General features: G+C 66.7%; 9 protein-coding genes and 1 tRNA gene. 7 read left to right on the top strand and 3 right to left on the bottom strand.

Annotation, left to right across the window (positions count from 1 at the left end):
* Positions 1–38: 38 nt before the first annotated feature.
* Together JAB6_RS19565 and JAB6_RS19560 are read right to left on the bottom strand one after the other, a co-directional pair.
* Positions 39–707: a response regulator gene (locus JAB6_RS19565; protein ID WP_070304172.1), complete on the bottom strand. Its 669-nt coding sequence runs from the start codon at positions 705–707 to the stop codon at positions 39–41.
* 20 nt (positions 708–727) lie between these two features.
* Positions 728–1099, bottom strand: coding sequence for a YajD family HNH nuclease (locus JAB6_RS19560; protein WP_070304171.1), 372 nt, complete (start codon positions 1097–1099; stop codon positions 728–730).
* A 282-nt stretch (positions 1100–1381) separates the two neighbouring features.
* Between JAB6_RS19560 and JAB6_RS19555 the strand changes: the two genes are divergently transcribed.
* The 3 genes from JAB6_RS19555 (at position 1382) to JAB6_RS19545 (ending at position 9546) form a co-directional block, all read left to right on the top strand.
* Positions 1382–4402 (top strand): PAS domain-containing protein, encoded by a 3021-nt coding sequence (locus JAB6_RS19555; RefSeq protein ID WP_254671699.1) that lies wholly within the window; start codon positions 1382–1384, stop codon positions 4400–4402.
* Between the two features lie 142 nt (positions 4403–4544).
* Positions 4545–5771, top strand: coding sequence for an exonuclease SbcCD subunit D C-terminal domain-containing protein (locus JAB6_RS19550; protein WP_070304170.1), 1227 nt, complete (start codon positions 4545–4547; stop codon positions 5769–5771).
* A gap of 16 nt (positions 5772–5787) precedes the next feature.
* The gene (locus JAB6_RS19545; protein ID WP_070304169.1) at positions 5788–9546 is read left to right on the top strand and encodes an AAA family ATPase; all 3759 of its coding nucleotides are present in this window, start codon (positions 5788–5790) and stop codon (positions 9544–9546) included.
* Positions 9547–9550: 4 nt separating this feature from the next.
* Here JAB6_RS19545 and JAB6_RS29395 read toward each other — a convergent pair whose 3' ends face one another.
* Positions 9551–9718, bottom strand: a complete 168-nt coding sequence (locus JAB6_RS29395; protein ID WP_166449232.1) for a hypothetical protein — start codon at positions 9716–9718, stop codon at positions 9551–9553.
* Between the two features lie 177 nt (positions 9719–9895).
* On the opposite strand from JAB6_RS29395, the gene JAB6_RS19540 reads away from it, so the two are divergent.
* The 4 genes from JAB6_RS19540 to JAB6_RS19525 all read left to right on the top strand — a co-directional run bounded on the left by JAB6_RS19540 (position 9896) and on the right by JAB6_RS19525 (position 12394).
* A complete protein-coding gene (locus JAB6_RS19540) occupies positions 9896–10105 on the top strand; it encodes a hypothetical protein (protein ID WP_034755039.1) in 210 nt (69 codons plus the stop codon).
* Between the two features lie 61 nt (positions 10106–10166).
* Positions 10167–11024 carry a hypothetical protein gene (locus JAB6_RS19535; RefSeq protein ID WP_070304168.1) on the top strand — a complete coding sequence of 286 codons (858 nt, stop codon included), beginning with the start codon at positions 10167–10169 and terminating at the stop codon, positions 11022–11024.
* Between the two features lie 58 nt (positions 11025–11082).
* A complete protein-coding gene (locus JAB6_RS19530; protein ID WP_070304167.1) occupies positions 11083–12261 on the top strand; it encodes a class I SAM-dependent methyltransferase in 1179 nt (392 codons plus the stop codon).
* Between the two features lie 56 nt (positions 12262–12317).
* Positions 12318–12394: transfer RNA gene (locus JAB6_RS19525), tRNA-Met, on the top strand.
* Positions 12395–12583: the final 189 nt, after the last annotated feature.

The following is a 12583-nucleotide window of genomic DNA, read 5'->3' as shown; positions in this document are numbered from 1 at the left end:
AGCACAACGGGCTGCCTCAGGGCGGCCCGTTTTCTTTGTCAGGCCGCTTTCGGCTTGTCGATGCAATAACCGATCGCATGCACGGTGCGTATCAAGTCCCGCCCCAGCTTCTTGCGCAGGTGGTGGATGTGCACTTGCACGGCGTTGCTTTCCACTTCGCCGCCCCAGCTGTACAGGTTTTTCTCCAGCTGTTCCCGGCTCAGCACCCGGCCGCCGTGCTCCAGCAGCAGTTGCAGGATGCGAAATTCCTTCACCGTCAGGGTCACGGGCAAGCCCCGTTGCGTCACCTGCCGGTCCGCGATATCGAGCACGAGGTCGCCGTGCACGAGGTGCTCGCGCAGCCGGCCGGCGGCGCGGCGGCAGGCGCTGCGGATGCGCGCGGCCAGCTCGTCGAGGTCGAACGGTTTGACGATGAAGTCGTCGGCGCCCGCGTCGAGACCGGCGATGCGCTCGCCCACCGTGTCGCGCGCCGTGGCGACCAGCACGGCGCCGCTGTAGCCATTATCGCGCAGCACGCCCAGCGCCTGCATGCCGTCCTGCCCGGGCAAGCCCAGGTCGAGCAGGATGCAGCCATAGTCGTGCAGGCGCACGGCCGTGTGCGCGTGTTCGGCGCTCGTGACCCAGTCGACGGCGTAGCCGCCCTGCTCCAGGCCGATCTGCGTGGCGCGGCCCAGTTGCGGGTCGTCTTCGGTCAGCAAGATGCGCATGGCGAAGCGGCGCGGCCCGCTCAGTCCTTTTTCTTGATCAGGCCCGCCAGCGCGGCAAACGGATTGTGCGTGGCCGGCGCCACCTCGGCCGACAGCAGTCCGGCGCCACGGTACGCTTCCAGGTAGCGCGAGTGCTCATTGTCGTGGCAATACAGGCACAGCAGTTCCCAGTTGCTGCCATCGGGCGGATTGTTGTCGTGGTTATGATCGCGGTGGTGCACGGTCAGCTGCTGCACGTTGGCACGCGTAAATTCGCGCATGCAGCGGCCGCAGACCCACGGGTACATCTTCAGCGAGCGCTCGCGGTAGCCGCTCTCGCGCTGGTCGGCGGCGCGGCGCGCTTCGGCCACGATCTTGTCCAGCCGTGCCGCATCGGGCTTTTTACTCTGCATGACAACTTTCGATATGGGAGGTAGAAGCATCCATTTTAATGAGGATGGGGGCGCAATTGTACTTTTTCTGCCACGCCGCCAGCCCGTGTCGCCACCGGCGCACCTTTTTTAGCGTGCGCGGCACCACAGATACTTGATTTAACGCAAAATAAGCCCAGCGACAGACCGCGAACAGACGATGGGCGTGGCGGCGACGGGCTTATGCGCAAGGCAGCCGATTTCGGCTATCATGCGCGCCACGCCGCCCCTCCCTTTTTCCATGAATCTAGCCTGCAAGCGCCCGTGATAGCGATAACGAGACCCCTGCAACGCCTTGCCCGCCGCCTGTACCGCATCAGTCTGGTGCCCCTGTTCGCGCTCATCCTGCTGCTGGCGCTGTGGGCGGCCGTCTACTATCAGGTGGGCCAGGAGCGGGCCAGCGCCGTGCGCGACGCCGTGGCCGCGAGCCAGTCGCTGGCGCGTACCCTGGCCGACCATACCAGTTTCACGCTGCGCCAGACCGACCATGCCACGCAATTGTTCAAGCTCAAATACGAGGAAACGGACGGCGGCCTGCGCCTCAATGAATTCACGCGCCGCCAGGGCCTGCTCGACAGCGTGCTGCCATCGAAGCTGGAACTGCCGATCGCCCTCATCGACGCGCATGGCAACGTCATCGACAGCGCCCACGCCTATCTGCCGGAAAACCTGGCCGCGCAGCCATTTTTCAGGGCGCTGGCCGCCAATGCATCCGACACGGTTTTGGTCGACACACCGATGCTCGACGCGGACGGCAAGCGCTGGACCATCCGCCTGGCGCGCCGCCTGAACGATGCGCGGGGCCGCTTTGCCGGCGCCATCGTCATCCACGTCGACCCCACGTATTTTGTCGACGACTACGACCGCCTGAACCTCGACGAGCATGGCGCGCTGATGCTGGTGGCGCGCGACAGCGGCCTGACGGTGGGCCGCATCGGCGAGCAATTGATCCTCAGCGACCGCATCGACTTCCGCATGCCGGGTCCGCCGCGGCACGCCCCCGAGGAACTGCTGATCGAGCCGCCCGTCGACGCGACGCCGCGCATCTACAGCTACCGCGAGCTGCCGCGCTACCCGCTGCTGGCCGTGGTGGGCGTGAGCCGCGCCGTTGCCCTGGCCCGCTTTGAACACCGCCGCCTGTTGTATGTGGGCGCGCTGCTCGCCGCCAGCGTGCTCATTGCCGGCTTTACGGCCCTGCTGATGCGCCAGAGCGCACGCCTGCGCCGCAGCATCCGCCAGGCAACGGAAACGCAGGCGCTGCTGCGCGCGGCGCACCACGGCAGCCTCGACTCGGTGCTGCTGCTGAAAGCCTGGCGCCCCGCCCCGGGCAAGCCGGTGGAAGACTTCATTTTCGCCGACGTCAATGAGCGGGCCGCCGACATGCTGGGCAAGCCGCGCTCCGAACTGCTGGGCCAGCGCGTGCTGGCGCACATGCCGCTGCTGCGCGGCGAGCGTTTCTTCCAGCGCTTCGTGCTGGTGATGGAAACACGCCAGCCGCTGGAAGATGAATTCGAGCTGACACTGGCCTCGGGCGCCACGCGCTGGCTGCGCCACCAGGTGGTGCCGATCACCGACGGCGTGGCCGTCACCTCGCGCGACATCAGCGCGCGCAAGCACGACGAACTGGCGCTGCAGGACAACCGCAGCTTCCTGCAATCGCTGATCGATCATTTGCCCGTGCTGGTCTACGTGAAAAGCGCGCGACCGGAAAATTTCGGCCAGATGGAAGTGTGGAACAAGGCGGCCGAAGACATCACCGGCCACCTGGCCGCCGACGTCATCGGCAAGACCGATTTCCAGGCCTTCCCGCCCGACTTCGGCCTGCACGATGCCGAGGACGACCGCGCCATCCTGGCCGAACACGGCGTCATCGACCATACGGAAAAGCCGCTGCGTCTGGCGGACGGCAGCCTGCGCTACCTGCGCGCCGTCTCGGTGCCCGTGTTCGACGAGCGCCAGCAGATCGAACACATCCTGTGCATCGCCGAGGATATCTCGCAGCGCCGCCAACAGGAGCTGGAACTGCGCCAGAAACAGGCCGAGCTGGCCGCCGTCAACGACGCCTCGCCGCTGGGCCTGGTGCGCCTGGACCGCCAGCGCCGCTGCACCTACGTCAACCGCACCTTCGAATCGATCACGGGCTTGCCGCGCGCGGCCGCCCTGGGCGCCGGCTGGACCAGCGCCCTGCACCCGGACGACTATCCGCTGATGCACGTGGCGCTGGAACAGCTCACGCGCAGCCATGCGCCATTCCAGTCCACCTTGCGCTACCTGCAGCGCGACGGCAGGCTGGTCTGGGTCTCCGTGAAGATCGCCCCCATCCTCATCGACGGCCAGATCGAAGGCTACGTGGGGACCCTGGACGACATCACCACCTTGCGCGAATCGGAAGTGGCGCTGCTGGAAAGCGAAGCGCGCCTGCGCACCATCGCCGACACCTTGCCGGCCATGATCGCCTACATCGACGCCGACCAGGTCTACCGCTTCCTGAACATCGCCTATGAACGCGAATTCGGCCTGACGGGCCGCCAGGCGCTGGGCAAGCGCGTGCGCGACACGGTGGGCGAGACGCGCTACCGCACGGTGGCGCCGTATATCGAAAGAGTGCTGGCCGGTGAAACCTTGAGCTTCGAGGAAGAAGACGAGAAGGAAGGCATCGAGCGCTGCCTGGAAGTGATCTACATCCCGCAGATCGGCGAAGACAAGCTGCAGGTGGTGGGCTTTCACGTGATGCGCCAGGATATCACCGTGCAAAAGCGCGAAAAACAGCGCCTGCTGAAGCTGGCCCAGGTCGATGCGCTCACAGGCCTGTCGAACCGCGCCGGCTTCCAGCAAAAACTCAGCGACGCCATGCACGCGAGCCGCCAGCAGCAGCACCTGATGGCCGTCATGTACATGGATATCGACCGCTTCAAGCCCGTCAACGACACGCACGGCCACGGCACCGGCGACGCCCTGCTGCGCGCCTTCGCCCAGCGCCTGACGCACACCATGCGCGCCACCGACATCATCGCCCGCCTGGGCGGCGATGAATTCACCATCATCATGGAACAGATCACCCGGCCAGAAGACGCGGCCGTGCTGGCGGAAAAAATCGTCGCCGCCATGCAGCAGCCGTTCGAACTCGATGGCATCACCGTGCGCATTTCCGCCAGCATCGGCCTGGCCTTCTACCGCGACGAAGACATTTCCCCCGCCGTGCTGCTGCAGCGCGCCGACGTGCTGCTGTACAAGGCCAAGCAGGATGGACGCAATACATACAGAGCTGGCGCATTGACGGCTTGATGGCTGAGGGCAAGCCCAACTGAAGGCTGGGGTCAGTCGCTTCGCGATCGGCAAGTTCCCTACCAGGAAACATGCCCCCAACGGGTCTGACCCCTATCATTCCTGCTATATTGGCGCCTGTCCTCCCTACCGTTGCCACACCATGCGCCTGCTGCACACTTCCGACTGGCATCTGGGCCAGACCCTGCACAATTTTGAAAGGGGCTACGAACACCAGCGCTTCCTCGACTGGCTGCTCGACACGCTCGTGGCAGAACAGGCCGACGTGCTGCTGGTGGCGGGCGACGTATTCGACAACGCCAACCCGTCGGCCGCCTCGCAAAAACAGTTATATGTCTTCCTGCAGCAGGCGCGCGCGCGCCTGCCCGCGCTGCAACTGGTCGTCGTGGCCGGCAACCACGATTCGGCGGGACGGCTCGAAGCGCCCGGCCCCCTGCTGGCCGCGCATGGCACCCACGTAATCGGCCATCTGCTGCGCGACGAGGCAGGCAATATCGACCTGGAACGCCTGCTGCTGCCGCTCGCCGGCGGCGACGGGCAAGTGCAGGCCTGGTGCCTGGCTGTGCCCTTTTTGCGTCCCGGCGACGTGCCGAAACTGCCGGCCGGCGACACGCAGGACGCCTACCTGGGTGGCATCGCCCTGCTGTACCGCCAACTGGCGGACCTGGCGCTGGCGCGCCGCCAGCCCGGGCAAGCCATCGTCGCCATGGGCCACTGCCACATGGTGGGTGGCGAAATGTCGAACGACTCCGAGCGCCGCATCGTCATCGGCGGCACGGAAATGCTGCCGTCGGGGATCTTCGATACCGCCATCGCCTATGCGGCGCTGGGCCATCTGCACAAGGCGCAGGCCGTGGGCGGTCAGGAGCACATCCGCTACTGCGGCAGCCCGATTCCCCTGTCGTTCGCGGAGGTGAATTATCGGCATCAAGTGCTGTGCCTCGATATCGATGGCGAGCAGTTGACTGAGGTGCGCGTCATCGAAGTGCCGCGCGCCGTGCCCCTGTTGCGCGTGCCAGGCACGCCGGCACCGATAGACGAGGTATTGGCGCAGCTGGCCGCCCTCGACGTGCCCGCGGCGCCAGCGGAAGCGCAACCCTTCCTGGAAGTGCGCGTGCGTCTCGATGCGCCGGAACCTGGCCTGCGCATGCGCATCGAAACGGCGCTCGACGGCAAGCACGTGCGCCTGGCGAAGATCGAAACGTCGAGCGCCGCGCGCAGCAGCGCGCCCGAGAACCTGACGCTCGACCAGTTGGCCCAGCTGCAGCCCGACGACATCTTCCGCCGCCTGTACCTGCAAAAATACGGCAAGGAAGCATCACCCGAACAACTGTCGGCCCTGGCCGAACTGCTGCTGCCCGGCGCGTGAGCGCAACTGAAGAACCATGAAAATACTGAAAATCAGCGGCAAGAACCTGGCCTCGCTGGCCGGCGAATTTGAAGTCGACTTCCAGCAGGAGCCGCTGGCGTCTTCCGGCCTGTTCGCCATCAGCGGCCCCACGGGCGCGGGCAAGAGCACCTTGCTCGACGCCTTGTGCCTGGCCCTGTACGACGCCACGCCGCGTTTGCTGAAAGTGCTGGGACGGGGTAGCGCCCTGCCCGACGTGGGCAAGGAAACCGTCAACGCCCAGGATACGCGCACCCTGCTGCGCCGCGGCACGCCGGACGGTTACGCGCAAGTCGACTTCGTCGGCAACGACGGCGCAAGCTACCGCGCCCGCTGGAGCGTGCGCCGCTCGCGCACCAAGGCGGAAGGCGCGCTGCAGGCCACCGCCATGAGCTTGCACCAGCTGCCCGCGCTGCAGCCCATCGGCGGTACCAAGACGGAAGTCAAGGAAGAGATCGAAAAGCGCATCGGCCTGTCGTTCGACCAGTTTACGCGCGCCGTGCTGCTGGCGCAGAACGAGTTTTCCACCTTCCTCAAGACGGAAGACAATGAACGGGGCGAGTTGCTCGAAACCCTGACGGGCAGCAGCATCTATACGGATATCTCCATGCGCGCCTTCGAGCGGGCGAAAAAGGAAAAACAGGTCCTCGAACGCCTGGGCGAAAAACTGGCCGACCAGCGTCCCCTGTCGCCGGAAGAACGGGCCGATACCGAAACGCTGTGCAGCGCTGCCGACACCGCCCTGCACACCATCGACTTGCGCAAGGCCGTGCTGGAACTGCAGCAGCGCTGGCACCAGGAGACGCACAAGCTGCAAACCCAGGTGGCGGCGGCGCAAGAGGCGCTCGATGGCGCGGATGCCGAACGGGCCGCCGCCGAAGCGCGCCGCGCGGCGCTGGCGCAGTGGGAATTGCTGCAGCCGGCGCGGCCCCTCGTCGACGACGTGGCGCGCCTGGCGAACGACATCGCCAGCACGGGCGCGGCCTTGGAAGCGTCGCGCGCGGAAGCGGCGCAGGCAGTGGCCAGCGAAGCGCAACTGGCGCAGGCCGTGCAGCTGGCGGCAGCGGACTTGCTGTCCAAAGAAGCGGCGCAACACGATGCGGCGCCCCTGCTCGACCAGGCCAAGGCGCTCGATGCCGGTATCCTGGCCCAGCTGCCCGCGCATGAGCAGGCAAAGCAAGCGGCGCAAGGTGCCGACCAGGCCAACGAGGCTGCGCGCGCCGCGCTGCACACGCTGCAGCAGCGCCAGCAGACCGCGCAGGCGGAACAGGAAGCGGGCAGCCAGTGGCTGGCATCGCACCAGCAGTGGCAGGCGCTGGCGCAATCGTGGCAATTATGGGATCAATTGTTTGCCCAGGCCGGGCAAGCGGCCGCGCAAGCCGATGCGGCCGACGCCAGCATGGCCGCATCGGCGCGGCAGGTGCGCCAGGCCCTTGACACAACGCAGGCGGCGCAAGCGGCGCTGGCCAGCGCCGCTGCCGAACTGGCGCTGCGCGAGGCCGAACGGCGCGAGGCGCTGGCGGCCGTGCAAGCCATCGATGGCCTGGGGCTGCAGGAACAGCGCGGCCAGTTGGAGGCACGCGCGCGCATCTTGAGCAGCGCGGAAAAAACCTGGAGCGAACTGGCACGCCAGCGGCAGGCGCTGGCGCACTGGCAAGCGAAGGCGACCCAGCTGGCGCAGGCCGCGCAGACGGAAAGCACGGCACTGGCGGCGGAAGCGGCGCAAACGGCGCTGCTGGAAGCACGCCTGGCGCAGGCGGAAAAATCCTTGAAGGGCGCCGAAGCGGCATGCGCGGCCAGCGTCGAGCAGCTGCGGGCCAATTTGCAGGACGAGCAGCCCTGCCCCGTCTGCGGCGCGCTGGAACACCCGTACAGCCACGCCGACGATGCCTTGCAGGCGATGCTGGCCAGCTTGCAGGATGACGTGCTGGCCTGCCGCACGCAGGCGCGCGGCAATCTGGAAAGGCTGGCCACGCACAAGGCGGCACTGGCCGCCCATATGCGCGAACAGGCGCAAACGGCGGAAGAACTATCTGCACTGCCGCCCGCCATCGATAGTCTGAATGCGCAATGGCAACCGCATGCGGATACCTTGCAGCTGCCGCCGGAAGACGAGCGCGCGGACTGGTTCACGCAGCAGCTGGCGGCCAATGCGGCAGGCTTGCAGGCGCTGGCGCGGCAGGAAACGGCGCTGCGCCAGGCCGGCGCGCGGCGCGAGCAGACGCAGGCGGCGCACGAACTGGCGTCCAGCGAGCACGCACGCTGCACCAGCACCGTCGCCGATGCGCAAGCGCGGCTGGCGCAGCTGCAGGCGCAGCAAGCGGCCAGCGTAGACAAGGGCGAGACGGCGCGCGCCACGCTCGATGCCTTGCTGGCGCAGCTCGATGGCGCCTTTGCCGACGCCGACGGCGCCGAGGACTGGAAAGAGGGCTGGCGCGCCGGCCCGGCCGACTTCCGCGCGGCGCGTGAATCGGAAAGCCGGCAATGGCTGAAACAGCAGGCGGACCAGGACAAGCGCGGCCACGCACTGGCGACCCTGGCCGCGCAACTGGAAGCGGCGCTGCTGGCCGCCGGCAAGGCGCGGCACACGGCGCAGGAAGCCCATGCCGTCTTTGCCGCCGCCGACAAACAGCGAACGGCACTGCAAGCGCAGCGCAACGCGCTATGGCAGGGCCAGAGCGTGGCCGAGGTCGAGCGCAGCCTGGCAGCGGCCATCGCGCAGTCCAAAGAACAGCTGGCGCGGCAGCAAACGGCGGCGCAGTCGGCCAGCCAGCAACGCACGCGCCTCGACGAAGCGTGCGCGCAGCTGTCGCAGCGCCTGGCCGCCCTGCGGGAACAGGAACGCGGCGCCACCGCCGCCCTGCACGACTGGCTGCGCCAGTTCCAGGATGCCCATCCGGCCCACGCACCCGCAGACATGGCCGGCTTGCGCGCGCACCTGGCCATCGCGCCGGACGCCATGCGCGCCGAACGCGACGCCCTGCAAGTGATCGCCGACCGCCACACGGCAGCCGTCTCCGTGCTGGCCGAACGCCGGCAGCAACTGGCCGCGCATGTGCAGCAGCCGCCGCAGGCGCTGGAAATGGACGTGGCGGCGCTGCAGGCGGCGCTCGGCGCCCTGCTGCAGGAACGCCAGGCGGCCAACGAAGAAGCGACGCGCTTGCGCCTGGCCATCGCGCAGGACGATGCACGGCGCCACAGCGCGCAAGCGATGCTGGCGCAAATCGAGGCGCAAGCCGTCATCGAGCGGCGCTGGGCCAGCCTGAATGAACTGATCGGCTCGGCCGACGGCAAGAAATTCCGCAACTACGCGCAGCAATTCACCCTGGAAGTGCTGCTCGGCTATGCCAACGCGCACCTGAACCACCTGGCGCGCCGCTACCAGCTGGAACGCATCGACAACCCGAACAATCCGTCGCTGGGCCTGATGGTGCGCGACCAGGACATGGGCGGCGAGCTGCGCTCCGTGCATTCGCTGTCGGGCGGCGAATCGTTCCTCGTCTCGCTGGCCCTGGCGCTGGGCTTGGCCTCGCTGTCCTCGAACCGCGTGCGCGTGGAATCGCTGTTCATCGACGAGGGCTTCGGCAGCCTGGACACGGAAACCCTGCGCGTGGCCATGGATGCGCTCGACGGCTTGCAAGCGATGGGCCGCAAGGTGGGCGTCATCTCGCACGTACAGGAAATGACGGAGCGCATCGCCACCCGCATTCTCGTGCAGCCGGGATCCGGCGGCAAGAGCGTGGTGACGGTGCGTTAGGTCGCTAGCGGCTGGCCGGCTCCCGGCACAATCTGAGCATATCCCAGCCCAGCTCGCGGCGGATCTGCTCGGGGTCGGGCGGCGGCCGGCGCTGTTCCAGCTCCGCTTTCAGCCACTTTCTGACCAGCTCCTTGGCGGGCTGTGCAGGCTTTTCCTTGTCATGCTTGTCCATGGTGCTACCTCGTCAATGGATGCCAGATGGCCTCCGTAGTGTCTCAACGTGATAGACCTGATTCAGTTGACTTCAGCGTGGCGCAGTTGCAACAGTATGTAACGGCAGGCGGAGTGGGTTAAAATCGCCGCCTTCGCGCAGCTACCGCCTGCGCCCCGCAACAGTTCAAGGAACCCCATGAAAGCCGCCCGCAGCCTCACCTTCAAGTGCGTCAAATGTCACAAATCCATGCAGGTCTACCTGCAAAAAGTCTCCGCCTGCTCGCATATCCAGCCGTACCAGGGCATTTGCGCGTGCGGCGAACTCAAGCGCCACGCCACGGGCCAGGCCGATGCCGTCAAGTCCTACCTGGAGTCGGCGGACGGTAGCTGGTCGCACCACCACTAATGGTTAAAGAATGGGCGTAGAACGCCGTTAATAACGGTACTTCGCTCATTGAGAAACCGCCATGTCCCAGCTCCCCGCCCTCGCCAGCCGTCAACCCGCCCCGAATACGCTGGCTGGCCAGCAGCCGTCCCGCGCGGGCAACGGCGCCACGGGCCTGGCCGGCTCACCCCTGATGCAGCGCACGGCGCAAGACGTCGTGGCCCTGTCGAAAAATGGCCTGGACCTGTCGGCCAAGGGGCTGTCGCAACGGACCGATGCGCTGGGCAACGCGACCGTCGACGTGGCGCAGGATTTTCTGAGCAACATGACGCGCCAGCTGTTCGGCGACGGCGCCACCATTGCCTTCGATTCCGTCGATCTGCAGGCGGGAGCCAGTTTCAGCAGCGGCAGCGCCAGTGTTTCGGGCCCCAATGGCAGCAGCCGCGCGGCCGCCTTCAGCCTCGATGAAAACGCGCATTTCATCGGCAAGGGCAAGATCACGACGGCCGACGGCCAGACCTTCGACTTCGAAGTGGAAGTGCAATATCAATCGAACATCAGCGCGGGCGTGCTTGAGCAAACGCAAAATGAAACGCCGGAAGCCCCGGTATCCGATGACGGCGTCCTGCCCGCCAAACAGTTGCCCGACACGCATTTCGGCGGCAATCTGCACGACCTGTTCAAGCTGCTGGGCCAGCAATTGCAAAGCAATCTCTATCAGGGCATGTCCGATGGCGCCAGCGCCAGCGGCAACGATGGCGACCTGGCGGGCAGCCTGAGCTTGCGCTTGCTCAAGCTGGTGCAGCCGGACGCGGTGGCCGACGCCGGCAAGAAAATCGTGGAAGCCACGCCGGAAGACCAGGCGCGCGCCCGCGCGCTGGCGCTCGCCTATGGCACGGACAGTGCCAGCAGCACAGACGGCACGGCCAGCAACGTATAATGGAAGACGGCCTGCGCAGGCGACCATGCCGCGCGCCCCCTTCTATCGATTGAATCCCATGTCCGACACCTCTTCACCTACCGTTCATCCGCAGATCCACTGGAGCGAAAACGGCGCCGAGCATTCGGCCCGCTGGCGTTCGGAAAGCGGCATGCCGCCGCCCAAGCGCGTCGTCATCGCCGATGACCGCACGACGGCCGACCAGGCTTACCGCCTGGCCTGCGAAGGCACGGCCATGCTGTGGCGCGGCGACTTCCAGAACGCGCGCCAACTGCTGCAGGCACTGGCGCGGCGCGCCGACCACAAGAACGACAAGCCAAGCAAGAAGGCCAAGGCCGCCAAATTGGCCAAGCCGGAACCGACCGCCACGGAAGCGTTCCATCTGCACCGCCAGGCCCAGTCGCAGCGCGCCCGCACCCTGGCCATGCTGCTGCTGCCCTTCGATGCCGACTACACGATCCCGCTGCGCCGCGCGCCGGACGTGAAACTGGCGTGCAATGAAGCGTATGGCCGCGGCGAAGAGCCGTTTATCGCCTCCTTGCGCGAACTGCTGGGCCTGATCGGCGCGCACGAATGGCGCCGCACGGGCGTGGAACTGCCGGCCCTGGGCCAGCGCATCCATCCGCACTACGGCGTGTTCGCGCCGATCCGCGGCGAATACGTGGGCCTGGTGGCGGAAGCGCCGCTGCCCGCGCGCGCCAACTTGGCCTTCGACATCGGCACCGGCACGGGCGTGCTGGCCGCCGTGCTGGCGCAGCGCGGCGTCGCCCGCATCGTCGCCACCGACCAGGACCCGCGCGCCCTGTCCTGCGCGCGCGAAAACCTGGCCCGCCTCGATGTGATCGACAAGGTCGAGGTGGTGCAGGCCGACCTGTTCCCTGCCGGCCGCGCGCCGCTCGTCGTGTGCAATCCGCCCTGGCTGCCGGCCCGCCCCAGCTCGCCGATCGAATACGCCGTCTACGATCCGGACAGCCGCATGCTGCGCGGCTTCCTCGCCGGCCTGGCCGACCACCTGGAGCCAAACGGCGAAGGCTGGCTGATCCTGTCGGACCTGGCCGAGCACCTGGGCTTGCGCCCGCGCGCACAATTGCTCGAATGGATAGAACAGGCGGGCTTGAAAGTCGTCGACCGCCTGGACGTCAAACCTACGCACCCGCGCGCGCAGGACGCCACCGACAGCCTGCATGCGGCCCGTTCGAAGGAAGTCACGTCGCTGTGGCGCCTGGCGGGGGCGTAATCGAGGGTCTGAAACCCGGCCATTGCGCATTGCAGCAAACCCCGCTATAATTCGCCTGCGGGGTGGAGCAGTCTGGCAGCTCGTCGGGCTCATAACCCGAAGGTCACAGGTTCAAATCCTGTCCCCGCAACCAGATATATAAAAAGCCGCTGATTCTTGCAAAGGGATCGGCGGCTTTTTCCATTGCGGCGCAGCATGCCTACCGCCCTCATGCAAAGCAAATGCCCTTCGTGTCAATCCGCTCTTTCGCAATGCAACAAACTCGGTTATAATTCGCCTGCGGGGTGGAGCAGTCTGGCAGCTCGTCGGGCTCATAACCCGA

Source organism: Janthinobacterium sp. HH104 (assembly GCF_001758715.1).
In the GTDB taxonomy this organism is placed as follows: domain Bacteria; phylum Pseudomonadota; class Gammaproteobacteria; order Burkholderiales; family Burkholderiaceae_D; genus Janthinobacterium; species Janthinobacterium aestuarii.
This window is presented reverse-complemented; position numbering and strand designations above follow the sequence as displayed.

Coding starts and splice junctions, on each gene's coding strand:
- JAB6_RS19530 (WP_070304167.1), top strand. CDS start 11,083: ATGTCCGACACCTCTTCACCTACCGTTCATCCGCAGATCCACTGGAGC.
- JAB6_RS19535 (WP_070304168.1), top strand. CDS start 10,167: ATGTCCCAGCTCCCCGCCCTCGCCAGCCGTCAACCCGCCCCGAATACG.
- JAB6_RS19565 (WP_070304172.1), bottom strand. CDS start 707: ATGCGCATCTTGCTGACCGAAGACGACCCGCAACTGGGCCGCGCCACG.
- JAB6_RS19540 (WP_034755039.1), top strand. CDS start 9,896: ATGAAAGCCGCCCGCAGCCTCACCTTCAAGTGCGTCAAATGTCACAAA.
- JAB6_RS19560 (WP_070304171.1), bottom strand. CDS start 1,099: ATGCAGAGTAAAAAGCCCGATGCGGCACGGCTGGACAAGATCGTGGCC.
- JAB6_RS19550 (WP_070304170.1), top strand. CDS start 4,545: ATGCGCCTGCTGCACACTTCCGACTGGCATCTGGGCCAGACCCTGCAC.
- JAB6_RS29395 (WP_166449232.1), bottom strand. CDS start 9,718: ATGGACAAGCATGACAAGGAAAAGCCTGCACAGCCCGCCAAGGAGCTG.
- JAB6_RS19545 (WP_070304169.1), top strand. CDS start 5,788: ATGAAAATACTGAAAATCAGCGGCAAGAACCTGGCCTCGCTGGCCGGC.